The following is a 25,553-nucleotide window of genomic DNA, read 5'->3' on the forward strand; positions in this document are numbered from 1 at the left end:
TGGCGGCCGGAGGGACAGGTCCCCTGTCCCGTTTAAAAGAGTTTTCTAGAAAGCAAAAAAGCCCACGCAAGATTTCTCTCGCATGAGCTTTCTACATTAATGTCTGGTTGGGACGAGGAACCTGTCCCGTGGGCAGCGTCGTTGGGACGAGGGACCTGTCCCCGTGGAACCCCCGCAGCCCCCTACAACCTAAACTTCTGAATAACCCCCTGCAGTTCTTGCGCCATTTTACTCAATGATTCTGCAGAGCCGGCAATTTCATCCATTGAAGCACTTTGTTCTTCTGCAGCTGCTGCTACTTGTTGAGTGTTGGAGGATGACTGCTCTGATATGTGGGCAACTTCTTCCACGATTCCTACTACATTTTGCGACCTTGAATTTACTTCTTCTACAATCGTGGATACTTCCTGCGTTTGGGAGGTAACTTGTTCAATTAATTCCGCTATGCCATGGAAGGTCTCACCAGTTTGATGGACCATTTTGATTCCTTCTTCTACAACAACCGTTCCTTCATTCATCGAATGCACAGCCTGGGTTGCCTCATTTTGAATAAGACTTATAGATGTTTGAATTTTTCCAGCAGCTTGACCGGATTGTTCAGCCAATTTGCGAACCTCATCAGCCACGATCGCAAATCCTTTTCCTTGTTCTCCAGCTCTAGCTGCCTCAATTGCTGCGTTAAGAGCTAATAAGTTTGTTTGACTAGCAAGCTCTGTTATGAAATAAACAATTTCATTAATTTCCTTTGTTTTTTCACCAAGGCTATTTACTACATTAGAGGTTGTTTTCACCTTATCCTTCACCAAGGTCATTTGCTCAATCGTCTGCGTAACAACTTTGCTTCCATTATTAGCAGATTCATTTGTTTGTACAGTTAGTTTAGCTACCTCTTGTATCGCACTTGCAACCTGATTCATACCATTTGAAATTTCTGTTACTGTATGGTTAGCATGACTTGTACTTAAAACCTGTTTCTCTGATCCGATTGCAACTTCTTGAATGGATGTTGAAATCTGCTCGGTTGCCTTTTTTGTCAGCTCCGAACCTGCTGTTAACTCTTCAGAGGATGCCGCTACTTTTTCCGCAGAATCTCCAACTTGTTTAATTAACCCTTTTAAACTATCAACCATTCTATTAAAATTCTCTGCTAATTCACCAATTTCATCTTTTGATTTAAAAGGCAGTGGCTCTACTGTTAAATCACCATTTGCCACACTTTTCGACCTTTCTGTGATGGCAATAACTGGCCTTGCCATGATCCCAGAAAACACCGAAACAACTATAACTCCTATTATGATTGATGCCCCTAATGTGATTAATAGATTCATTAATACACTGTTTGCTCCTTGGTTAAAATCCATCGTATAAGTACCAGCAGATACTATCCAGCCCCAATGAGAATCCTGCTCTGCATAGGTAATTTTCGGTTCAACTTTGTCCGGATTATCAGGTAAAGCCCAATCATATGTTGAAAAACCATTACCAGTTAACGCTTGTTCTACGATTAGTTTCCCAACCTTTATTCCGTTAGGATCCTCTGAATCCCAGATATTTTCCCCTTCTTTACTTGGATGGGCAATTAATGATCCATCATCTGAAATCACAAATACATATCCATGTTCACCAACATCAATATCCTTATTGATCGGTCTAGTTCCATCGGCCCCTTTTTCTCCAAGAATAACAGTCTTTACTTTATCCTGCGCTTCTTCAAGAGTCATGGTTCCCTGTTCAACTTCGCTGTTTAATAGGTCGATCATTTCCAAGACCAGTTGAACGTTATTTTTTAATTGAGCTTGTCCTGCCGCGTCCAGTTCAGTGACAGTGTTTTTGTAACTAGTGAACCCAATAACCGCGCTAGGAATAATTAATAATAGCAAACTGAAAAGTAATAATTTTGTGCGGATTGAGTTAAGGAAATTAAGGTTCATTTTGATCTCCTCCTTCTAGAAATGTTTAAAGCGCTTTCATTTTTTACCTATATTTAGACTGAAATAGACATCTGACTGGTACTTTTTACACATATCACTTGAAAATTATATAAGATAATCATACTAGATTTAGGTTAATGATGTATAGTTATTTTTGAATATTCCCACAAATAATAGAAACACCAAATATTATCAATTCACTTATTATGTTGCAATTAGTGAAAAACCCATACTCTCCTTTTCAGTAGTAGTATGGGTTTCTTTTTTTTTGAGATTAAAAAGCTTTTATTATTAAGATATCCCTTACAAATAAGTTAAACGGAAGGGTGGGACAAGGAACCTGTCCCTACTTCAGCGAAATTGTAAATTCATCGTTGCTGCCTGGTTTTGGGAGCATGCCTCCTTGTTGGTCAACGACCAGTACGTTACTTACTACTAGTTCCTGCGGTTCACCGCTTGCTTCTGTGAATTTGAAGGTGTAGCTTTTATTAGTGCTAGCTTGGAGCTTTTCCATGTGTGGGAAGTTTTCTGTGTATTTTCCTTCTGTTGTGATAAGAGTTGCCGTTCCTGCAGTTCCCCAGCCAAAGGCAACATCAAATTCTTTGTTAGTGTTTTCTACATCCATCACTAATAGGTAACCATCACTTTGCTTTGTCATTGAATAATTCGAGAAGGTTAAATGAGTTGTTGTATATGGTTCTAGATTTGATAAGTCAAAGTTTGATGAAGATGCCTGCTCTGCCGTTGTGCTCTGAGTAGTAGAAGCAATTTCAGTTTCTGTTAATTCAGCCTTGATTTCTTCCTTTACTGTTTCTTTTAAGTCATCTTTCATTTCCTGCTCTAGCTCTGCTTTTACTTCTTCACGAATTTCTTCTTCCGTTTTTGCGGCTTGCTCATTTTGAGAGCACCCTGCTAACGCTCCAGCAAAAAGTAAGCTTCCTAATACTAGTCTCATTTTCATATTCAATTCCTCCAATTTATTAACTTACTAGTTTTTTCACTGTTTCTAATTCAGCTTCTTTTATGTTGTATCTTGGTTTGTAGTTCGTTAGGAATTCATGTAGATCATATGGTGAAGTAAACACAGGTGTTTTCTTAGTTTCTACATACACCTCAGCTTGAGGATTTGAGAAGAATACACTTCCTTCCACCCAAACTCTAGTACCATTTTTTGATAAATGCTTTGATAAAATATGAACCTGACGTCTTACCTGTTTTACTGGATTTCGTATTTCCTTTGAGTACTCTCCACCTTTGCGCCCTACCTTATGTTGAGTCCATGATCTGTCTTCTTCATTTCCTGTTATGGTTCCGTTATGATTTTTTACCTCAACAACAAAAACACCATTTTTGCCAACAATGACATGATCAAGCTCAGCTCTTCCTTCCTCAGTAGAAAGTTGAACAGAACTATAAACCTCATATCCTTCAGGAAGATTGGCCAGGATATCTGTTGTACGCTCTTCTCCACTTATTCCAGCACGCAATGTTGAATATTTCCTCCAAAAGTAGGCACCAATCCAACCCGGTACAATAGGTAATAGATGAAAAATACCATTAAAGTGAAAGCCTTGAAAAAACGCAATGAAGTAAGCTATTGGCGGAATCCAAAATAGAATACCTAGGGTTAAATATGTGTTTGCTTTCTTTGATAAAGCATTGCTGCCTTTATGTATCGTTGCCATTTCTTCACTTCTCCTTTTTGAACTTCTACGCCTATCCCTATATTTTTTTCATATCTTTTAAAAGCCTAAATGTTAATTCACTAAAAAATAATAATGAAATGGCAAATGTTGCACCAGCAAAACAAAAGTAAACATCCATATCGATTGCCACGTATCCTAGTTCCAGAAATGACATCATGTTTATGATGCTTACTAGAATTAACATAAAAGAAAATATGTACATTCCCATCGCACTTACACGTTCCATTTTTCTACTATGCAATTAACTCACTCCAATTTGATGAATATTTTGGTATTTTTATTTCCATCACCTTTAGTCCTGCTAACCTTGATGATGTTACGAAGTTTGTATCATCTGAAGCTACAATAATAGTAGAATTGCCATGCTCCATTTCGTACGCATAATGCTCGATAATGCGATCATCATTTTCTTTTTTTGTCAGCTTAATCGTGAGTCCCTTTTTAAATTGAATGATCTGTTCCTCTGTCATCGTAATTTCTCTTGCATTCCCTATGCTAACCATATAATCGAACAAATCACTTGCTCTTGCAGCAGCTGCCCTAACATTACGGTCTTCATTTTTCTTTAGTCCGTTCCATTCATCTCGAACGATAGGCTTATGACTACTTTATATTTTTTGATGATGTCACATAAATCATCATTTAATTTCATAAATACATTTGAATCGATGGCAATTTCATAGTCATTTTCTTTACATCTGTCCAACTCTTTCAAAATAATTGTGTTTAATATGAGAGAATTGGCCAGCCGTCTTTTCGGTTTTAATGTTTTTTCTAACCCTTCTAATTCTCGATTTTGAATATATAGGTCCGTTGTGACTGCTTTTTTCTTCCATATTAATTCTTTCTTCATTTCTTGTAATTCCTCTTCTTTAACTTGGTTTAATGCTATTAACTGTTCCTTCTTAGTTATGACCTTTTCTACCTCGCCTCTGAAATATTCTTCCTTACTTGCTAGCTTTGTTAGTGCTTGATTTCGAAGGTGAATGGATAATAGTGCTGTAACAAGGATACTGTAAAACACGAATTGAAATGATGGTACAACTTCTAACGTTTCCGGTTGAACTGCTAAAACTCCAGCAGCAAATAATATCGTATGAAACCCCGCATCTATTTTCACTCTATATTCAGCTGTAAATATATGAAGATATGAAAGGAAAAACTAGAGTGATGATAAAATTCATCATTTGATTTGACGACCCCTTTTTCTCTCTTATTAAATCAATGATCAAGAAACCGACGGCTAAATAAAAGAAGGCAAGAAAATAAAGGATAACACCTCTAACTAATACTTTAAGATATGCATACACATCACTACCTTTTAAATCTAAAATCATGTCTATATTTAAAAGCCATTCCATGATAACCCCTCCTCGATTTTTGCTTTATATTCCATTCGAAGCTTTGATAGATCTTTCACTAACATTTCCTTTTCTACTTCTAACTTGATGATTTGTTCTTTTTTTATTTCAATTTGTTTTTCTTTTTCAAGTAACTCGTTTAACTCTTGATCCTGCATTTTCTCCCGACGATCTAAGTCTTCTCTAACTCTAGTAATCTGTTGAATTTCTTTTTCGAGAAGTGATAACTCCTCATGACACTCAACCTTACAAGTGTTTAGCCACTTTCGGGTATTAGGTAATAATCCAAACAATAAATAAAAAGATACGAAACCAGCTAAAATAGCTAAGAGAAAAATTAATCCCATATTCTTACCTCCTAATTGTGGGACAAGGAACCTGTCCCCCTTAAAACTGATGATGATTATGATCGTTAAATGAATGATCTATGCCATGATCGTGTCCGTGGTAGTACTCATCAATATTTACATCAATACCTGGGTTTAAATAGGGATCCATCGATTCATCCATCATTCTTTGCATGTCCATTTGATCTAAAAGCTCATTTTGGAGGGCAAATTCCTGCATTTGCTGTAAATTCAGCTGCTCTAATTGATCAATCATCTCTTGATCTAGTTGTTGGTCTTCTATTAATTGATGTAAGAATGCTGCTGTTGCTGCACCTCCAACACCTGCAGCTACCCTTGACCGTGAAATTCCTTTTGCTTTCTTTTTTGACCTTTTTACTAGGTTGTAAATAACGAAACCTGCAATAATATAAATAATAACTTCCATGAATAAGTCCCCCTCGTCTTTATGATTAAGTAGAATTTTAACAGTAGTTGAATATTAGTCTGTTACGCCCATTACAAAAGTTGGGTGTTTAGAAAATGTAATAATCGAATTAGCAATCTTCCCTATTAGGAATTTCCTCCTATTCTTTTTCCAAAACCACTTAACAACCTTCATCTCTTTCATGTATGATTATCTCGTACCTACACGAAATATTCTGTGTGATGCTTAACATAAAAAATGTTAAATTGATCACATTTTATATCATACTTCCTAGTACTTTTGAGGTGAAAAACATGACAAACATTCCAAGACAACTTCTAGAAAGCATCGACTTATTTCATGATTTAAACGAAGAAGAATTATCTGAAGTTCAAAAGCTTTTCCGTCAGAAAATATATAAAAAAGGGAAGTCTCTTTTTCACGAGGGAGATTATGGAGAAGAACTTTTTATTATTGAAAAGGGTAGTGTCAAAATCTTCAGAGAGGATTTTACGCGAGAAACCATTTTGACGATTTTAAAAGATGGAGATTATTTTGGAGAAATGGGGATTCTATACAATGAACAGCGCTCAGCCAATGCTGAGAGCCTTCAGCCTTGTACTCTTTATACGATTCATCGATCAGACTTTACTAAGTTACTAGAAAAAAATCCTCAAATTTCGATCAAGCTTTTATATGTTTCAATGCAACGATTGCGTAAAGCCAACGAAATGATTAGAAGTCTAACAAGCTTAGACGCTAGAACACGAATTCTTAAAACATTGATTGATTTGTCTGAGGATTACGGGGTAGTAGTTGAAGGAGAAATTTTAATTGACCTCAAGCTAACACATCAACAAATTGCTGATATGTCAGGCGTAGTAAGAGAAACAGTTTCAAAGGTGTTAGTAGAATTACAGCAGAGCAATACGATTAGTATAGAGAGTAAAAAGATTTCAATTAAAAAACTAACTCATTTAGAAGAGCAAGTTGGTGTATGACTAATAGTTTGATAGAGCAAAAATAAGTAGTTGAATGCCATGTAGCAATTGATCTAAAACTAAACCCAGTCCCTCAGGGTTAAGGTTACGAAAAAACCAAAGCTGATTTGCCTTTAAATAATCAATGATTCCATGGACAACAAATAGGAAAATCACATCAACAAAAGTGACTTGAAAACCAATGAGAAACCCCGCTATTGAAACTGTACCTGTCCATATCACAGAGTGCGCAATCAGACTTATTACGTTTTTACCCTTTGTTTCCGCAAGGTATTTCCCTTGTAACGGATAGTCTCCTAGAAAATGCGCATAAATCAATAACAAATAGCTCAATTGGTCACGGCCCCTCTTATATTTACTAACTAACAAGATAACATGTTTAATAGTTCTATTCTGTAACCTGTATTACATTTTTAATTTATTTTCAGATGATTGGTGGAAAGATGAAAAGTCTCGAAGAATTACTCATAAACTCTAAAAAGCTTAAGTTTCCTCACGATATGGAAAAGCAGTATATTACTGCCTATAACCAGCTCACTGCACAATATGCAGTTTGGTATATACCCGTTGGAATTGTGTTTGTTATCTCCTTAATGCTCTTTGATTTGATCAGTTTTCCAGCTGATGACCAAAAGAATATGATTGCTATCCGGTTTATTTCGCTGGTTATTCTTGTCATTGTTTACTTTTTAAACTTTGTGGGGAAATTTAAAGCTCATTCACAGTTTTATATATCCCTTATTCTCATTTCAATTGATTTAGGGCTAAAATGGATAATTGCACTAAGTGAACCTGATGCAATATCTTTTAATTATTATTTTATCGGAGTGTTTCTCTTAATTGCGGTTACATACTGTATGGTTCGCATTCGCTTTGTTCTTGCAAATATATTAGCTTTGTTTTATATCCTTAGCTATGCCTTTGTTGCAGTATTCTATCAATTCCCTGTGGCATCCGAGGAGCAAATTCTCGTCATAAAGTTAATCATTTTCATGCTAGGTGCTTTTTCCTTACTTTGTACAACAACATGTTATTTTCTAGAATATTTCAGCCGACGTGATTTTATTTATCAAAAAATCATTGACGAGGAACGCGAAGCATCAGAGGAGTTATTATTAAATATATTGCCTGAACATGTAGTTACTAGGCTTAAATCTGGTGATACCGTTATTGCTGATAGTCATGATTCTGTGACAATTCTTTTTGCTGACCTTGTTGGCTTTACTAAGATTTCTCGCGTTCTTCCTGCTCCTGAGCTAGTTACAATTTTAAATACAATATTCACCGCTTTTGATGAACTTTCCGAGAAATATGATGTGGAAAAAATAAAAACAATTGGAGACTCTTATATGGTTTCATCGAAGGTAGGATCTGATTCAAGGGAATCCGCTGAGAAGATCGTCCATTTAGCTGAAGATATGATACGAGTTATTTCTTCACTCAAAGAGCAAGCAAAATTACCATTAAATATTCGAATCGGCATCCACACAGGTCCAGTCGTTGCTGGTGTCATCGGTAAGAATAAATTCGCCTATGACATGTGGGGTGACACTGTTAACACCGCTTCTCGTATGGAATCAACAGGCATCAATGGAAGAGTTCAGGTATCTGAAACCACTTTTAAGATGCTCAAAGACAAATTTCATTTTATTGAACGCGGAAAAATTGACGTAAAAGGCCTTGGCGTGGTTCGGGTTTATTTGCTGTAGGGGTTTGCTGTAGGGACAGGTTCCTTGTCCCATTTTTCATTTATGGTCTTTTTACTATATTGAACAGAAGGTCCTTCATAGTTCTATCATCAATTAGGGTTCGTGGTATACTTCCTTTAAATGAAAAAAGGGTTGTCTTAAATATTAGACAACCCTTTCTGCTATTTCCAATTGTAGAAACTCCTCTTTAATGCTTAACTTCAAGATCTTGCCTCGAGTTTTGAGCCAGGGTCTGAGTTTTTAGGAGGGACAAGGGACCTGTCCCCTAGTCTCTCTTAAAGTTTGTATTAACAAGTGCGGTATTTTTAGCATAGTCAACCCAAACGAGACTTGCTCCACTAATGTTTGCATTGAATGTGATCGGCTCAGTTTTGTCTGAGTAAATTGGATTATATTCATATACTAGTTCCATAGATGATAGTGATTCACCTGCATAAACTCTTAATACTCCTACATATGTTTTTTCTTCCTTATTCCAACTTTGATTAAGAACTAAAGTTCCTTCAAGAGTTGAATACTGCCCATCTAGCTTATAGAAATGTTGCCCACTACTATTTGCATTTGTATGAGTAACCCCATTAGTATAACTACTTCCGTTGTTCGATATAAACGGATTTTCTGTTGTTATAATTTCTGATGCAAAACTTAAGTCGTTTTGCTGATACATTTTCATCCACTCAATCGGAGTAAATGTAAATCGGTCTAACATCCATTGATCTAAGTATGCTAACTCATCAACAACTGATTCAGGCAAAGCTTCATATCCACCAGCTTCTTTAATTTCACCTGCACGTTTAATTAGTCTCTGTAATTTCGCATATTCCTGTTCAAGCTTCTTAAAATCATTATTTTCAAATGTTTTATGCATAATACTAATAAGTCTGTATTGTGAAACCTCATAAATGACTCTTTCTCTAGCAACTTTTGCCGGCGTCACATATTTCTCATTTAATGCTTTACGTCTACTAGCACCGGAAACCTGCCCAATCGCCCGTTCCGTTTTTTTGATTGCAGAACTAAGTTCATCATAATCTTCATCAATAGTAGCTATATCGCCATTATGAATAATTTTATTAAATGCTTTTGTAAGTGTTTGTAGTGCATAGCCTTGGGTATCTGCATTACGATAAGCAGCATCTACTGCTGCCGCCTCAGAAGTTGTTGGTCGCAAAATGGTGAAAGATAACAAAATAACTATTGCTAAAACAATTGATTTTTTCATCTTTGCCTCCTAGATTAATATTAGTTTGATATAGTACAAAACTACTATATCACAGAATGATGTAAATTTATTCCACAATTTTCAAAAAGATACACGGGGACAGGTTCCTTGTCCCATCGGTAAGTTTATACTCTATGATTTTATTAACTCATGTTTCTCTAAGCTATCTCACGTAAAAAAGGGTAGTCCGATTGAATGATCGGACTACCCTTTTTTCTATACCTACTTTACTTATATTTATTCTCAGATACTTTTAGGTATAGGCAAATATGATTTTATTAGATCCTAGCAAAAAGTAAGACAAAAGTATATTATGTTTCGGGATTATTTTAGTAGAGACAAGGGACCTGTCCCCCTATTCCAACCCAATCTGCGTCTTATCAATCAATTGTCCACCTTGAAATGTAAAGTTTGCGGCTTTATTTTCATCGCCAGTTTCCCACTTATACATAACTGTGTGAACCTCGGATCCCTTTTCTCCAGCTTCGGACATAACTTCCCCATCGGAACCGATGATTTGTTTCACTTCGTCATATGTCATGCCACTTTCAATTTTTTTATACTTTTCTACTGTTAGAAGTTCAGCCTCATTCTTCACTTCTGACTTCTTTTCTTCTTTTGAACTATCTGAAGAATCTTCTGTTTGTTCAGTTGTTTGACTCTCTTCTTGTTGAGACTCTTCGGTGGACGTATCATTACCTTTATTTACGCCCCAAATAATAAGCCCAACTAAGATAATCACAACAACAATCGCTGCAACTAGAAAACCTAATTTTTTATTGTTTGATGTCAAAACTACTTACCTCCGTTACTATTAAAAGTTTCCTATTATTAGGATAACATTTTTAAAGGGACATGGGGACAGGCACTTTGTCCCATCCATTAAAGTGAGTTGTAAATCACAAATGATATGCCGTTATTCATTACTGATTTTCCACAAAAAAACTAGCGATCTTTCCATGAAAGTCGCTAGTTTAGTTTACTTACTATTAAATTTCACCTCAGGAATATCTAAGAATTCCATAAATCGCTGGGACAAGGAACCTGTCCCTTAATTATAAACAACTGCAGGTACGATTACCTCTGGGTTTCCTGATGCGTATGGAAATTTTACTTCGTATTCTTGGAAGAATAGTTTAACTCCTTTTGCATTGTAAACCCATGGTCGATCACTGTCGTTGATCGTTATTTCATTTACAGATTCTAGTAATAGCATTTCTTCGCCACGTTTTTCTTGGTTTCGTAAATCATTGTATGCATAGTTTCTAACTGTTTTTGTTTTTCCCTTGATTGCTGATGATAAGTTAATTGTGTTTCCTGTTAAACAATCAAAATTCAATGTGTAAATACCGCTCATCCCGTGAGCACCACCTGTATAGGCATACTCTCTAAAAAGAACACTTAGACGATGTTCTTGGTTATAGTGGATTTCAAATGAAAAGTCATATTCCCAATCCCAAAAATCTCCGTATCCGTAATCATCCCAATCTTCTCTTGCTGAAGCTTCTTCCTCTTCAAAGCTTATGATTGTTTCGTTGATAGATTGAGCAATTGAATATAGCTCGTCATTGATTTTCTTTTCTGCCTTTTTGTCAAACATATTAGTTACTTGAGGATAAATAAAATTTGTACCTGGGTATGTTTTCTTCACGATTCTTACACCATTAGCAGCTTGTAATCTAGATTGAGATGGAGTCTCATACTTTACTGAACTATCATTTTTTATATACTTTCCTCCACCAATTCCTAAATAGCCGTTACGGTTTGTATAAACTCTGTTTAATTGGTTCTTTTTAGCAGTGCCTGATTTAACATATTCATCATCAGACTTAGTGTAGATATTAACATCTTTTAACATTGTAACTCGACCAATTTGGCCTTTTTTCAGTTCCATATTCCCCCACATAACCTTAGCAGCTGCTGATTGAGGTTGTACGAAACTAAGAGATAAAAGTAAAACAAGTAATAATGGCAAAACCTTTTTCATAAATAAACCCTCTCTCCTAGTACAAAAGTATTAATAATAAGGAAATATTATCATGATTAATTAGAGAACGGAATGTATATTAATTGACAAAAAGCGACAGAGGGACAGGTTCATTGTCCCTCTATCGCTTTTGTATAAATATCAACACATACGGTTTTTTCCTGCAATGTATCCATAATTAAAGCAGGACGATATTTACCACCCTGCTTATCTTGATAAGGTACAAACACCCTGTATACTTCACCTGGTTTCATTAATCACAAAGCCAATCTTCCGCAAATTCTTTATGTACTTTATTTTTGTAATTAACATTAACTGTGCTTTTTTCTCCAACATAAATAGCCTTGCTACTTTTCTGAAGTTTATCCATATCAAAATCAGTATCAACTTTGCAAGGAATTGTATTTAGTTTCCCTTTATTAATAATTTTTAATTTAGTACGATTCTCTTGAGATCTCATTAAGGTGCTTATAGATCACCTGACACTGCAGGGACAAGGAACCTGTCCCTACTACATCATAATCTCTTCTAATCTACCACTTTCATCATTGTATTTTATATTCACTTTATTTGTGTTAAGGTCGATGTACAATTCACAGAACATGTCATTTTTCTGCCAAGATAGACGTACTTCATCCTTTGCTGAATCACGAGCTGTAAATTTACCATTAAATGCAGGGTGTTCATTCCTGAATCTTATTAGTTTTAAGAGTCTTTGAACAACTTCCTTTTGAACAGAACTTTCTATTTCTTCAAGGCTAAAGTTATGTCTGTTGATTTCACGACCTTCACCTGTTTTTTCAACATTCTCCACATCATTTTCTCCAGCTAAGAGCCCCACATAGTAAACTTGTGGAATTCCCGGTACAAAGAATTGTATTGCTCTAGCTGCTATATAAGCATCATCATCACAATTCAAGACAGAGTAATAGGAACATCTGATTTGATGGACATCAAACCCGTCCTCTGCTTTGTGTTCATCTGATAACACTAGACTCAGGTTCGAACCTCTTTCAAGACATATATCTACTAGTTTTCTCGCTTCATTCGTATCAATAAGATCATCCATGTCAGGCTTGACAGGTACACCATCGTGACAATCAAGCATTGTAAATTGCTTTTCAGGTCGATCCTGTAAATACTCATATAACTTCTCACTAGATTTATTAATCATCGTATCAAGAACGGTATAAGGTAGAATAAAGTCATAAATCCAGAATCCCCGCTCAGCTAACTTATATTGAACTGAATAGTGGGAATGAACCTCAGGAAGTAATTCGATATTTAAGGAATCGGCCAAATCCTTTATCCAATCTAAGAACTGATAGATTTCTGGTTCTACAAAAAAGCAGCTTGTACCCAGCTTTTTAATGATGTATCCTACGGCATCTAACCGCACAATCTTAACCCCATTATTTCTAAAGTTCTCGAAAAATTCTTTTAACAAGTCTCTTACTTGTTGTGACTTGGCATCTAAATCTATTTGTTCAGACGGATTTGTTTTACCAAACGTAGTCCATACGGTCTCCTCTTCTCCCGTTTCCTCAACGAGAAAGGTAGAATATGGAACTTCCCTTCTTAAAAACATTTTATCAATATCTTCCTGTTGCGGTTTCCCATCTTCCCACAGTTTATCTAAAGTAATAAATAGGTCTGCATATTTTGATTTTCGGCCTTTTTTCAAAAAATCTTGGAAGTAGGGTGATTGTTTGGATATGTGGTTAACCATTAAATCTACCAAAACATCATGCTTCTCTCCGATCTTTTGAATATCCTCCCACGTTCCATGTTGAGGATCTATTTCCAAGTACGTTAACGGAGCAAAACCTCTGTCCCCTGATGAGGGGAAGGGTGGTAAGATATGAATACCTCCTTTAAAAACGTCTGAAAAATAATTTAAAAGCACTTGATTGTCTTTCTAAATTCCCTCCAAGTGAATCCGGATAAGTGATGAGCTGTACTTGATTTTTTAATGCCATGCTCACGCCTCCTTATAAACTATAAATTTCTTTTATTTTTTCAAGCCTTGGCAATTCCACCACTGCTCCCGTATACCTCAACTTAAAGGCACTTACGGCAAAACCTAGTTCTAACGCTTCCTTAATGGTGTGTCCTTTTACGATTGCTGTATAAAATCCCGACCAAAATGCATCTCCTGCACCTGTTGTATCCACTACTTCTTTAGCTAGTGTATGAAATTTGAGCGTTTCTTTTCCATTTGAAACGATTGCCCCATCTTGTCCGAGCGTCATAATAACAAGCTTAGCCCCTAATTCTAAAAACTTCTCAACTTGATTTTCATAGTGATCCTGACCAAAGATTCTTTCAGCATCCACTTCAGAAGGCTTGACAATATCCGCATTTCCAATAAAAGATTTCACATACTCTATCCCATCTTCACCTTTTGGCCATAGCATAGGGTGATAATTTGGATCAAAGCATACTAATGCATTATTCTTTCTCGCTGTATCAATACTTTTCTCAATCGTTCTTCTAGAGAGTGGCATTGATATTGGCCAACATGAAAAGTGAATAATCTTAGAGTCCTTAATGGCATCCTCAAGTATTGATGTATATTCTATTTGATAGTCTGCTCCTCTATAAAATATCGGGACTGGTGTGAATTGACTCTTTGTAACAACAACCATACTTGTTGAATAATCAACCTTTTGAATACATTTAGTATCAATATGTACTTTTCTTAATTGACTTTTCAAAAAATCACCAAGTCCATCTGCTCCAACAGCTGAAACAACCAATGAATGAATACCTAATCTTTTTGTGTTTATCGCTATATTAGAGGGTGATCCACCAAAAAATCGATTATAGGCTTGACATTCGAAGTTATCATCATAATCCTCAGATATCATATCAATTAGGATCTCTCCAATTGTTAAAATATCATTGCTTTTATTTTGCAGTGATACTTGTTCATGAAAGTTAAACATCACAATCCCTCAACTTTATATACGAATCTACTACTAGCTTCTTTTAAAAGAGCTGTACACAATAAAAATTAAATACAGCTCTCACTTTTATGTCCACGACCTTTTGGATGTTTTAATCTCTTGATTTGGATTCTTTAGTGCCTCATCCATCATTAAAGAAATATACATATCCTGTAGAGCATCCTGTAAGGTGTAAAATTCTTTACCCGTTTTCAAATATTCATCCATTTTCAACATACAGGTTGCAACAGCAATTTCATCATCATTTAACCTTGTGTATTGAAATGGATTTTTGTAAACATATTCCTCGCCTAGCATAATCCCAGCATGTGCCCACTCCTGGTTATTATATAAACCATAATCAATACGATTTAGATTTTGGGTAACTGGTATATTCTCATCTGTAAGATATCTGACGGTTAAGTCATCAATTTCTCCTCTTACTCCCTGTATAGTCAGCTGACGTGTACGGATAAAGGAGTGATATTGTGCAGGATCGGAGAAATCAAAGAACGCAACTTTCCCCTGATCAAACTCTAATGTTAGGCGATCTCTCGGACAGGATGTGATTTCTCCATCGTGAACTATTCCCCCGCGCCCATATGTTTCTGTTAAATTAAAGTGAAATCGTTTCCCGTATATAACGCAATTATCAAACCCAATATTAAAAAACTTACGAATAATACTGACACCATGGTAACCATGTAAGGAAGAGATATTAATATTTTCTAATTCTCCTAGTTTTCCATCTTCAATCACTTTTAACCACGAAGCATAAAGAGGCTGATAAAAATATTGCTCAGCTATTTGTACTTTCGCATCATATTTTTTGTACTGATCCCAAAGAGTTTCTAATGCTTCTTTCGATTCACCTGGTGGAGTTTCACATAAAACAGGTATTCCTCGTCTGAATAAATCAATTAAATAATCAGTCACAACACCTCTTTTAATTGATAACACAACATAATGTGGATGATCATTTATAAGCTCATCAATAGAATTAACTACTTTTACATCAAACTTTTTAGAGAACACTTCACCCTTCTCTTTATCTCTTATTAATACACTTGTTAACTCGAATTGATCAGGAATCGCTTTCGCAATGCGAATATAAAATTCAGCTCTCCAGCCTGATCCGATAAGTCCAAATCTTATTTTCTTCAATAGTCGATCCCTCCGAACTGTTTTTTATCATTAATATGCTTACGGTACATCGTACCCTCTAGAAGCTGCTAGAATCTGATACCACTCATCATATGAAAGAGATACATCTAGTGCATCGACCGCACTTTTTACTCGATTAATATTCATTGTTCCAGTAATAGCCGCGACTTCCACCGGGTGTTTGTATAACCATGCATACATAACCACATCCATTGAAGTTTGATGTGCATTTGCAATTTCACCGATAACATCTCTTAATCTAGTAGTATCTCCATCATCATTTTTAAAAACATTTCCACCACCAAGGGGAGACCATGCCATTAATGGCATTCTTCTCGTCAAAGCATCATCTGTCACTCCGTTAAAGAAATTGTCTAAGCCTTGTACCGATAATTCCATTTGATTAGTCACAAGTGGTGTTGACAAATAGCTTTGAAGCATACTTACTTGTGAAGGCATGAAATTAGAAACACCCACATTCAATACTTTTCCTGATTTAACTAATGAATCTAACGCATCCGCTGTTTCAGCTGGATTACCTATAATGTCGGGTCTATGAACTAGTAATAAATCAATATAGTCTGTTCCTAGCTTTATTAACGATTCATCCACCTCTTTTAAAATTTGTTCTTTAGAGGATTCATAATAGATCACTTTATTACCCTTTAATCCAGGCAGAACGATTCCCGTTTTGGTAATGAGCTTCATTTTTTCACGTAAGCTAGGATCTTTTCTTAACACACTGTCACCGAAGATTTTTTCACAGGCATATCCACCGTATACCGGGGCATGATCAAAGCTAGTTACACCTAAATCTAAGCATTCTTGAACAAATTGTAAAAGCTGTTCTCCTTCCATACCTGCATCCTTAATACGCATACATCCTATAACTACTTTTGATAGATCAACCTGTTCACTTAATTTAATATATTCCATTTTTTAGTCTCCTTTTTATTTCCCTATAGATTTTTTACTCCTTCACCCCACCAGAGGTTAGTCCTGAAATAATATTCTTTTGGAAGATTAAAACTAACAAAATAAGAGGCACTGTTACGACCACTGAAGCGGCTGCCATATCACCCCAAGGCAACTCATAGTTACTTGGAAATAATGCAATACCGACAGGAACCGTTCTCATTTCATCTTTTGTCATAAAGGTCAAAGCATATATATACTCATTCCAGGAATTAATAAAAACTAATAGCGCTACTGAGAAGGTTGCTGGTTTAATAAGTGGAAGCATAATTCGGAAAAAGATTCCCGCTCTCGAACATCCATCAATTGTGGCTGCATCCTCAAATCCCTTTGGCAATTGGCTAAAAAAGTTTGTTAATAACCAAATGGATAGTGGGAGAGCAAACGTAATATACGGGATTATTAGACCTGCATATGTATTTAATAAATTTAGATTCTTCAAGATCAAATATAATGGGCTAATTGTTGAGATCGTAGGAAACATGGAAATGCTCAAAATAGCCATAAGCATGATCGTCTTTCCTTTAAAACGAAGTCTAGCCAAAGCATATGCAGCAGATGCACCAACTAAAATACTTAAAATGGTTGTGGCCAAAGAAACAATAAAACTATTTAATAAGTACCTAGCAAATGGATGTTTAGTAAAAACATTTTTATAAAAGTCTACGTTTATTTCACTTGGAAACCACTTTGCTGGAATAGCCGCGATCTCAGTTAGAGGTTTAATAGAGGTTAAAAACTGCCACACAAATGGCATCAAAAGTGCTACTAAAAACAGCAATACAAGAGCATAAAACAAGGTATTCTTAAAAATAAATACTCCTTTTGATTCCACGTCTAATTCCTCCTTCCTTAGAAATCAGTAAGCTTGCTACCTAATGCTTTCATATATATTAAGCTGATCAGAAAGACTACTCCAAAGATGAGCATAGACATTGCTGATCCGTACCCAAAGTCAAGAAATTTCATTAAATTATTATAGGCATAAACAGATAAACTCTCTGTCCTATTAGCTCCACCCGTCATAACTGTAATTAATTCAAACACTCTAAACGCATCTAATGTTCTAAATAATAAAGCTACAATGACTGTGTACTTAACAAGCGGTAAGGTAATGTTCAGAAAGATTTGAAACTTATTAGCTCCATCAATTTTTGCTGACTCATATAACTCCTTTGGAATCATTTGAAGACCCGCTAACGTTAAAAGGGCAATAAACGGAGCCGTCTTCCAAACATCCGTAATAACAAGTGCCATAAATGAACCACTCGAACTACTTAACCATGCTTGATAACTATCAATTACATGAAATCGAGTTAAAATATCATTAAATAAACCATATTGGTCATTGTAGATAAACTTCCACATAAGAGCTGAAACTGTGGTAGGAATGGCCCACGGTACTAGGATTGACGCACGTACAAAGCCCCTTCCTATAAATGCTTTGTTCATTAACAGTGCTGCACCAAACCCTAGTAATAACTCAAAAAACACTGTAACAACAGTAAATTTCAATGTAAAAATAATCGAATCCATTGCTCGTTGATCATTAAATATCTTCACGTAATTTTCAAGTCCAATAAACGGATATCCTGAACTAGGATCTGTTAGCACCATTTCATGTAGACTGATCCAAAATGTTCTTATAATTGGATAAACAGCAATAAGCAATAATATAATGATAGCTGGTGACATCATGATCCATGCGTCTCTTGCTTCTTTCTTCTCAAGAGAGGTTTTTGATATTTTCCTATGGGTATTTTTTAGAGGACTTGTCGGTAACTTTCCTTCCATCTTCTGAACCCTCCTTCTCTATCCGAAATGCCACGTTGATGGTGAAGTTTCTGCAGAACAAGATTCATGCTCTGCAGAATACATCCACATTAATTGTTATTTGTTTAGTTCTTCTAACTCACTTTGCAATTGATCCAACGCGTCTTTCACTTCTGCTTCTCCAGATAACGCTTGATGAATATTTCTTTGGATCGCATCTGATACTTTCGCATATTTAGGAGACATTGGTCTTGATTTTCCACCTTCAATAATTCCATAAAACTTCTCATAAAACGGAATCTCGGCAAGTACATCTGCATCTTCGTACACAGACTTTAATACTGGTGGTTGTGCTGAAATTAATGTCATTTCCTTTTGCGTTTCTTCACTTGCCATGTATTTCAAGAAATCAACAGCTGCTTCTTTCTGTTCATCATCAATGAATTTATTAATAACTAAATCAAGTCCACCTAATGCAGAGTGTGGAGCTTCCCCATTTGGTCCAATCGGTAAAGTTGTCGCACCCACTTTTCCTGCTACTTTCGATCCTTCAGCGTTTGCTGAGTTCCAGAATCCAGACCAATCACGAATAAATAGTGACTTACCATCTAAAAATACTTGTTCACTTTCTGGCTCATTGTATGTTGTGATTCCCTCAGGTGAATAATTTTCCACTAAATCCAACATAATTTCTGTTGCTTCCACATTAATAGCTGTATTAACGACTGGAGAGCCTGACTCATCTAAAACCTCTCCACCATTGTTCCAAATGTACTCAACCCAGTTACAAACTAGTGCTTCAGACTGAGCCGCTTGAAAATTTGAAACATATTTAATTTCATCTAGACCTTTAACCTTTTCTTGAAGATCCATCCAACCTTGATATGTAGTTGGCACTTCCACACCTAATTGGTCAATAATGTCTTGGCGGTAGAAGAGAACACTCGCATTTGTAAACCAAGGAAATGCTACTAACTTTCCGTTGTAAGTTGCGCCTTCAATCGTCCCAGGTAGATACTTGCTTTGTGTGGATTCATCAAAGTATTGACCCAAATCCTCTAACCAATCAGCCGCAGCAAATTCTGCTACGTACACAACATCCAATGCCATCACATCAACACTTGTATCTCCAGAAGCTAATTTATTGACAAAATCATCATGCACAACATTTGCATCCTGCGGAAGAATAACTGTTTCTACATGAACTTTATCCTGACTTTCATTATATTTATCTACTATTTTTTGAGTAGGTTCACCAACCCCCTGATCGAATGAGAAACGGATTGTTACTTTATCATTTCCATCACCACCTGATGCTTCTCCAGATGACTCTGAATTTCCCGAGCATCCGATGATCGATACCATCATAACTGCAAGAATAAGTGTAACTAATAATTTCTTCATTTTCCCACGCTTCATAACTCCCATCCTCCATTTGTATAATTTATTTTGCTAACCCTCAATATTATTGAGGAATTAAGCCACCTTAAGGAAAACGTTTACAGATTTCAATTGAATAAGCATTAATAGCAACCTTCTTTAGCTTTGATATGAGTTTCATATCGTTAACTTAGCCGCTGCATTTTTCAATTAGTTCGTTGAACCATCTACATTTGCTAATTAAATTAGTAGAAAGTCTCTTTTTAGGAAAAGGTTTTCCTGCTTAATATGGATTATATTTCAATATTCAGATAAAATCAACACATTTTGGATAGAAATTTTGAAAACGCTTTATACTTAAAGAATACTTTTGACAGATATGTATAACACAAATTAAATAAGCTATCATACATATGTAGTGCATATAGCACGTATGTATAATAGCAGTTTGTTTTCTCAATAATAACTTTCGACTTTACGAGTTATTATAATGGAATAAACGCATTAAGGAAAAGGTTTTCCTGATTCATCACAAAAACCCTTTCATGTTACCTTATTATTCTATTGGTCGTACACTGTTTCTTCTTATAATCTTATGAGAAATAAATTGTGTATTAGGAATAATAGAATACTGATCATCAATGAGTTTAAAAAGGGTTTTAGCTGCTTTAACACCTTCATCAAAATAGGAAATTCTAACAGTCGATAGTTCTGGACTAAAATAATTTGCATATTCAGAGTCATCAAACCCCATAATTGATATATCATGCGGCACCGACATGTTAGCGTTTTCCAAAAACCGTATTGCAGCAATTGCCATAATATCATTACATACCATAACAGCTGTCGGTAATACGCTATTTTCCTCATATATTTTCTTCATAGATTCAAAACCAGATTGAAATGTAAAATTCCCATGTTCTATATAGGACTCTGGTACTTCAATATTATTTTCTTTTAATGCTAATTGAAAGCCTTTTAAACGTTTTTGCCCTGAAGAATAATCATTTTCTGGACCACCGATAAACGCAATCTTTTTATGGCCATTATTAATTAAAAATGATACCGCATCATACGTCGCCTTCACATTATCATGAACAACAGTCTTTATTTCTTCATCACCTTCTGATGCTTCTTGAGTAACTAGCACAATTGGGTAATCTTTTATCTTCATTTCTTTAACTAATGAATGGTTAACATCTACACCGGCAAATAATAGACCATCGACTTTTTTGTCTGCTAAGATCTCTAATAATTCTAGTTCCTTTTCCCTCTGTCCACCTGACTCACATACCATTAAGGTATACCCTTGCTGCTCACATATATTATTAATCCCCTTTGTCAAAGCACCGAATATCGGGTTGGAGATATCTGGAACAACTATTCCTATAATATTTGTTCGATTCGTTATTAAGCCCTTCGCTAAAGGGTTTGGCCTAAAGTTTCTTTTTCTTATAACTTCATGCACCCTTTCCCTCAGTTCTGGACTTACTGCTTTCGTATTATTTATTACCCTAGACACTGTAGCAATTGAAACATTTGCCTCTTTTGCAATATCCTCAATTGTAACCTTCATTTCACCACTCCCCAGGAGATTCCGTTTTTCCAGTATCTTTAACACAAATACCGAAATACCTCCTTTGTTGATTTATCATTTTAATATCTTTAAAATTTCTCCTTTTAAGTTATAGTATTTTTAATATAAAAGCAAGAAGGGACGGAGGGACAGGCACCTTGTCCCCAAAAATCATGGGACATCCCACCTGTCCCTCTGTCCCACCCGATTAATCACAGACCTTGACACACCGGTCACTCTCGATAGCTGCCTTATCGAGACACCGTTCATCTCTTTTAGCCTACTTAAAATCAAATCTCTCTTTTCTTTGTCCATCTGTTGCAAAAGACTCACATGGGTAATTCCCATTTCAGATAAGTAATCTTTCACTTCACTATCAGTTACCCTTATTCTTACATGATCATCTAGGCACTCATCATCATTGGGCTGTCCCATATATTCTTTATACAATTTAATAGCATCATTTCTAATATTAGAAAACAATTCAAGTCCATAATCTATATCAACAATATCTGACTTAACAAAATACTCGTTCACACTACTCCATTTACTTTCAAAAACACTCCCAGTCAATCCCGCCTTTAAAGGATTTTGATGTATATATCTTAATACCTTTAAAAAAGAAATTATGCTCTCAACCACTTCACTTTTGAAGCGATCTTGAAACAAATGTCCATAGCGGTCGTATTTTATGTTATACCAGTAAACATAGCTTGAGCTAATTCGCTTAACAGATTCTGAAACACTTTCTGCCTCCTCTTTCAGTAAAAGGTGAACATGATTATCCATTAAACAATAGCCATATAGTGAATATTTATATTGATCTCTATATTTCTTAATGGTTTCAAGAAATCTTATTCGATCCACATCATCTTCAAAAATCATTTGTTTGTTTACTCCTCTTAGCATAACGTGATAGATGCCGCTACGACTCTTTTTCCTTGCTATTCTTGGCATAACAATCACCTCAACTCCCGGAAAACTGCTCTTCTTAATTGAATAGCCTTCCATACGGACTCATCAGATATCTCTAGTTCTCCTGTTAAATCTGCAATCGTTCTGGCTAAGCGAAAAATTTTAATTTGAACGCGGTTGCTCCAGAGATTTTTCGTAGCTTCCTTCATGATTATTTTTCGTTGTTTTTCCGTCAAAGTGCTGGTTTTAATCAATAAATCATAAGCTACTTTTGCATTTGTAACCTGTTTTTGATACCGAGTAAATTGTATCTCCCTCACCCTTTCTACACGCCCCCGTATTTCCGAGGATGTTTCTGGCTTCCCTGTGATCTGATCGAGATTAACAGATTTCATCGAAAGCAGGATATCCATTCGATCATAAACAGGTCCCGATACACGATTACGATAAGCTTTGATTTGTTTTTGAGAATATGTGCAATAGTGAGAGGCAGAGCCGAGGTAACCACATGGCAAGGGTTCATAGCCCCAATAAGGATAAAAGAAGCTGGGTATGTCACAGTTGAGTGAACTCTGCTAATCGTGACCTTTCCCGTTTCTAGAGGTTGACGAAGCATCTCTAAGGTTTTCTTTGTAAATTCAGCCATTTCATCTAGGAAAAGAACACCATAATGAGCAAGTGAGATTTCACATGGCTTTGGAAAAGATCCACCACCAATAATCGCGATGGAAGAGGCAGAATGATGCGGATGTCGAAAAGGAGCCATTTGTGGATCATACAGTTCTTCGTTTGCGAGTTGATATAAACTTATTACTTCTAATTGTGCCGACTTAGAAAGTGGTGGAAGAATGGACGGAAATGTTTCAGCAAGTAAGCTCTTTCCACAACCAGGTGGACCACTCATGAGGACATTGTGACCACCAGTAGCAGCTATTTCTAGTGCTTGTTTTGTAAATGGATGACCTATGATGTGGGAAAAATCCTTTGGGTGATCATTGAAAGAGGGTTCCTGTTTAGGAGAAGGTGTGAATGTTTGTAATGGTATAGGAGTCTGGCCACATAAGAGCTTTACTACATCCTGAACATGTTGAAGAACAACACACTCAATTCCATTTAACATATCAATTGGTATAAGTGGGTCGTATGGAAGAAAAACTCTTTTATACCCCAATTTTTCAGCAACAATTAAAGCAGGCAGCATCCCTTCGACCCGCTCAACCGTACCATCTAGTGACAAAGCCCCGATGAACATGGTGTCGGGCGATATCTGTTCCTTTATATAATTCTTTTCCTTCAGAATTCCAATGGCAATAGGTAAATCAAACAACGGACCATTTTTCTTCTGTTCTGATGGTGATAAATTGACAACTACCTTCTCTGCCGTACCTGAACTAACAATCGCCCGAATCGATGATAATACACGTTCCTTTGATTCCTTCACAGAAGTATCAGTAAGTCCAACAATGACCATTGACTCCACTCCGGGGCGAACTTGTACTTCTACTTGAACTTTATAACCTTCTAAACCTCTTAAACCAACGCTTGAGATTTTTACTGTCAAAGGCATGGCCTCCTTTTTTGAATTGATAATGGGTACTGAAAAATGAGTAATAGCAAGTTATTGATGAGAATAGGGGATATGTTGGGAGAATACTTTCGTTTCACATTTCCAGTTCGACATGAATTGTGGAAATCCTGCAAAAAAAAACAAAAACCGTTATTTTTTTGTCCCATTAAAATGCTTCGAGAAATAACTCTAATACTTTTACACTTTCAAACTGGATAATAGAGCTTTTAACATTGAAACAAGCTCACCGTATTTCTACGAGTGAGCTTGTTGAATTGGGACAAGAAACCTGTCCCCCTGTCCCACCATTAAATCGGGACAAAGGAACCTGTCCCCTAGCGATCTAGTTGAATATTAGTGTCAGGCACTACATAATAGCCGCCACCAACTTGATATTTTCCATCCTCCATTCCATACACTCTTACTGTTTGTTTTGATGGGAATCTTTTAAAGAAGTCACCCTCAGGTGTATAAACATACATGTAAGAGCTTTTTGCCCACACATGGCCATAATAGTAAAGTGTATCCTTTCCACTACCTTTAAGAACATAATAGCCGCCACCTACCTGATAACGGTCATCTTCTATTTCGTAAACCTTTAATCCCTCACCCTTTTTCAGTTTACGGTGAACTTTACCATTAGGATTGTATAGGGCCATTCCATCTTTTTGGATTAATACACGACCAATCCATGGATATTCATCAGAAGTTGATGCTTCTTTCACGCTTACCTCTACTTCATAAGGAAAGCTTGGCAAGGTATGAGTAATGAACTCAGAAACTTCTAAGAAATACGTTCCTGCCTTAAGTGTTACTTCATTTACACGATCTTTCCCTACTGAAGGTATATCGTTAATCAAATAATCGTTAAAAACATCTTTACCTAACGAGTTATAAATCCTTAATTCTCCATAACTATTTGGATATTTTGCATGCTTTATAATAATCGTACTATCCTTTTGGAGGGTGAATTTATAGGTATCACCATCATCTGTTCTTGGATGGGTTGAAAAGAACCCCTTGTAACGCTTATTAAGCTCCATTTCGGTTGCTATATCCCAGGTATCATTATCTTCCTTTTCATAATAATTACTAGTTTCAAATGAAACGCTAAATTGATATGTAACGTCTAGATCAGTTGTACCCGCTGCTAATTCAAGATAATAGGTCCCCGCAGGCAATCCCACTTGACCAATTTCATCCTCCATCACATTAGGTTTAGATACATAATGTAAATACTCATTATTCACCTTACCATTTGTTAACAAAACGGAAACTGATCCATTCACATGTTTACTATCTGCATTTACCGTCACAAGCCCACTTTTAGGTAATTCAATTTTATAAACATCTTTAGGATCCCTCCTAAAATCATCATCAGCAAATGTAGATTCATATTCTTTGTTTAACTCTATCGCTGACGCTGTAGAATATAATTCGTTAGGCTCGTTATTTATAGGTGCTGCAGCCTGAATCTGTCCTGCATTTGATAATAATATTAATAAAAATGCAGCTGTTAAAATACCTATTGATAATGCTAGTTTTTTCATTGTTTTTCCTCCTCCGGGACAGGTCCCTCGTCCCA

General features: G+C 36.0%; 25 protein-coding genes and 2 pseudogenes. 2 read left to right on the forward strand and 25 right to left on the reverse strand.

The window, feature by feature from the left end; all coding sequences use genetic code 11:
- Positions 1 to 182: 182 nt before the first annotated feature.
- From MVE64_RS11185 to MVE64_RS11225, 9 genes are all read right to left on the reverse strand, one after another.
- Positions 183 to 1,931 (reverse strand): methyl-accepting chemotaxis protein, encoded by a 1,749-nt coding sequence (locus MVE64_RS11185; protein ID WP_247346460.1) that lies wholly within the window; start codon positions 1,929 to 1,931, stop codon positions 183 to 185.
- Positions 1,932 to 2,277: 346 nt separating this feature from the next.
- Entirely contained in the window at positions 2,278 to 2,892 is a 615-nt protein-coding gene (locus MVE64_RS11190) for a hypothetical protein (RefSeq protein ID WP_247346461.1), read from the reverse strand.
- A gap of 19 nt (positions 2,893 to 2,911) precedes the next feature.
- Positions 2,912 to 3,616: a nuclease-related domain-containing protein gene (locus MVE64_RS11195; protein ID WP_247346463.1), complete on the reverse strand. Its 705-nt coding sequence runs from the start codon at positions 3,614 to 3,616 to the stop codon at positions 2,912 to 2,914.
- 37 nt (positions 3,617 to 3,653) lie between these two features.
- Positions 3,654 to 3,878 (reverse strand): hypothetical protein, encoded by a 225-nt coding sequence (locus tag MVE64_RS11200; RefSeq protein ID WP_247346464.1) that lies wholly within the window; start codon positions 3,876 to 3,878, stop codon positions 3,654 to 3,656.
- The gene (locus MVE64_RS11205) at positions 3,871 to 4,230 is read right to left on the reverse strand and encodes a PIN domain-containing protein (protein WP_247347032.1); all 360 of its coding nucleotides are present in this window, start codon (positions 4,228 to 4,230) and stop codon (positions 3,871 to 3,873) included. The genes MVE64_RS11200 and MVE64_RS11205 overlap by 8 nt, the downstream gene beginning before the upstream one ends.
- Entirely contained in the window at positions 4,203 to 4,757 is a 555-nt protein-coding gene (locus MVE64_RS11210) for a hypothetical protein (RefSeq protein ID WP_247346466.1), read from the reverse strand. Before MVE64_RS11210 ends, MVE64_RS11205 begins: the two co-directional genes overlap by 28 nt.
- A 7-nt stretch (positions 4,758 to 4,764) precedes the next feature.
- A complete protein-coding gene (locus tag MVE64_RS11215) occupies positions 4,765 to 4,998 on the reverse strand; it encodes a hypothetical protein (RefSeq protein WP_247346468.1) in 234 nt (77 codons plus the stop codon).
- Positions 4,983 to 5,345 carry a coiled-coil domain-containing protein gene (locus MVE64_RS11220; RefSeq protein WP_247346469.1) on the reverse strand — a complete coding sequence of 121 codons (363 nt, stop codon included), beginning with the start codon at positions 5,343 to 5,345 and terminating at the stop codon, positions 4,983 to 4,985. Before MVE64_RS11220 ends, MVE64_RS11215 begins: the two co-directional genes overlap by 16 nt.
- Before the next feature lie 40 nt (positions 5,346 to 5,385).
- Positions 5,386 to 5,772, reverse strand: coding sequence for a hypothetical protein (locus MVE64_RS11225; RefSeq protein ID WP_247346470.1), 387 nt, complete (start codon positions 5,770 to 5,772; stop codon positions 5,386 to 5,388).
- Between the two features lie 293 nt (positions 5,773 to 6,065).
- Between MVE64_RS11225 and MVE64_RS11230 the strand changes: the two genes are divergently transcribed.
- On the forward strand, positions 6,066 to 6,752 hold the full coding sequence (locus MVE64_RS11230; RefSeq protein WP_247346473.1) for a Crp/Fnr family transcriptional regulator: 687 nt from the start codon (positions 6,066 to 6,068) through the stop codon (positions 6,750 to 6,752).
- Here MVE64_RS11230 and MVE64_RS11235 read toward each other — a convergent pair whose 3' ends face one another.
- The gene (locus MVE64_RS11235; protein ID WP_247346475.1) at positions 6,753 to 7,085 is read right to left on the reverse strand and encodes a DUF3307 domain-containing protein; all 333 of its coding nucleotides are present in this window, start codon (positions 7,083 to 7,085) and stop codon (positions 6,753 to 6,755) included. It lies immediately after the preceding gene.
- A 110-nt stretch (positions 7,086 to 7,195) separates the two neighbouring features.
- Here MVE64_RS11235 and MVE64_RS11240 point away from each other — a divergent pair, with 110 nt between their 5' ends.
- Positions 7,196 to 8,461 (forward strand): adenylate/guanylate cyclase domain-containing protein, encoded by a 1,266-nt coding sequence (locus MVE64_RS11240; RefSeq protein ID WP_247346477.1) that lies wholly within the window; start codon positions 7,196 to 7,198, stop codon positions 8,459 to 8,461.
- A 265-nt stretch (positions 8,462 to 8,726) separates the two neighbouring features.
- Here the strand turns inward: MVE64_RS11240 and MVE64_RS11245 are convergent, their stop codons facing one another.
- From MVE64_RS11245 to MVE64_RS11315, 15 genes and pseudogenes are all read right to left on the reverse strand, one after another.
- Positions 8,727 to 9,683: a hypothetical protein gene (locus MVE64_RS11245; RefSeq protein WP_247346478.1), complete on the reverse strand. Its 957-nt coding sequence runs from the start codon at positions 9,681 to 9,683 to the stop codon at positions 8,727 to 8,729.
- 355 nt (positions 9,684 to 10,038) lie between these two features.
- Positions 10,039 to 10,476 (reverse strand): DUF3862 domain-containing protein, encoded by a 438-nt coding sequence (locus tag MVE64_RS11250; protein ID WP_247346479.1) that lies wholly within the window; start codon positions 10,474 to 10,476, stop codon positions 10,039 to 10,041.
- Positions 10,477 to 10,734: 258 nt separating this feature from the next.
- On the reverse strand, positions 10,735 to 11,670 hold the full coding sequence (locus MVE64_RS11255) for a DUF3298 and DUF4163 domain-containing protein (protein WP_247346480.1): 936 nt from the start codon (positions 11,668 to 11,670) through the stop codon (positions 10,735 to 10,737).
- 253 nt (positions 11,671 to 11,923) lie between these two features.
- A complete protein-coding gene (locus tag MVE64_RS11260; RefSeq protein WP_247346481.1) occupies positions 11,924 to 12,130 on the reverse strand; it encodes a hypothetical protein in 207 nt (68 codons plus the stop codon).
- Between the two features lie 51 nt (positions 12,131 to 12,181).
- A pseudogene (gtfA, locus tag MVE64_RS11265) lies at positions 12,182 to 13,649 on the reverse strand (sucrose phosphorylase).
- A gap of 12 nt (positions 13,650 to 13,661) precedes the next feature.
- Positions 13,662 to 14,618 (reverse strand): carbohydrate kinase family protein, encoded by a 957-nt coding sequence (locus MVE64_RS11270; protein WP_247346482.1) that lies wholly within the window; start codon positions 14,616 to 14,618, stop codon positions 13,662 to 13,664.
- An 87-nt stretch (positions 14,619 to 14,705) separates the two neighbouring features.
- Positions 14,706 to 15,782, reverse strand: coding sequence for a Gfo/Idh/MocA family protein (locus tag MVE64_RS11275; RefSeq protein ID WP_247346483.1), 1,077 nt, complete (start codon positions 15,780 to 15,782; stop codon positions 14,706 to 14,708).
- Positions 15,783 to 15,821: 39 nt separating this feature from the next.
- A complete protein-coding gene (locus MVE64_RS11280; protein WP_247346484.1) occupies positions 15,822 to 16,718 on the reverse strand; it encodes an aldo/keto reductase in 897 nt (298 codons plus the stop codon).
- 34 nt (positions 16,719 to 16,752) lie between these two features.
- The gene (locus MVE64_RS11285) at positions 16,753 to 17,592 is read right to left on the reverse strand and encodes a carbohydrate ABC transporter permease (RefSeq protein ID WP_247346485.1); all 840 of its coding nucleotides are present in this window, start codon (positions 17,590 to 17,592) and stop codon (positions 16,753 to 16,755) included.
- A gap of 17 nt (positions 17,593 to 17,609) precedes the next feature.
- On the reverse strand, positions 17,610 to 18,551 hold the full coding sequence (locus tag MVE64_RS11290) for a carbohydrate ABC transporter permease (RefSeq protein ID WP_247346486.1): 942 nt from the start codon (positions 18,549 to 18,551) through the stop codon (positions 17,610 to 17,612).
- 96 nt (positions 18,552 to 18,647) lie between these two features.
- Complete coding sequence (locus MVE64_RS11295) at positions 18,648 to 19,949, reverse strand: ABC transporter substrate-binding protein (protein WP_247346487.1); 1,302 nt, start codon at positions 19,947 to 19,949, stop codon at positions 18,648 to 18,650.
- A gap of 517 nt (positions 19,950 to 20,466) precedes the next feature.
- Positions 20,467 to 21,486: a LacI family DNA-binding transcriptional regulator gene (locus MVE64_RS11300; RefSeq protein ID WP_247346489.1), complete on the reverse strand. Its 1,020-nt coding sequence runs from the start codon at positions 21,484 to 21,486 to the stop codon at positions 20,467 to 20,469.
- Positions 21,487 to 21,657: 171 nt separating this feature from the next.
- The gene (locus MVE64_RS11305; protein ID WP_247346490.1) at positions 21,658 to 22,443 is read right to left on the reverse strand and encodes a transposase; all 786 of its coding nucleotides are present in this window, start codon (positions 22,441 to 22,443) and stop codon (positions 21,658 to 21,660) included.
- Between the two features lie 5 nt (positions 22,444 to 22,448).
- Positions 22,449 to 23,962: pseudogene (locus tag MVE64_RS11310) on the reverse strand (YifB family Mg chelatase-like AAA ATPase).
- 341 nt (positions 23,963 to 24,303) lie between these two features.
- Positions 24,304 to 25,518: a hypothetical protein gene (locus MVE64_RS11315; protein WP_247346491.1), complete on the reverse strand. Its 1,215-nt coding sequence runs from the start codon at positions 25,516 to 25,518 to the stop codon at positions 24,304 to 24,306.
- Between the last annotated feature and the right edge of the window lie 35 nt (positions 25,519 to 25,553).

The organism is Metabacillus endolithicus, assembly GCF_023078335.1.
In the GTDB taxonomy this organism is placed as follows: Bacteria; Bacillota; Bacilli; order Bacillales; family Bacillaceae; genus Metabacillus; species Metabacillus endolithicus.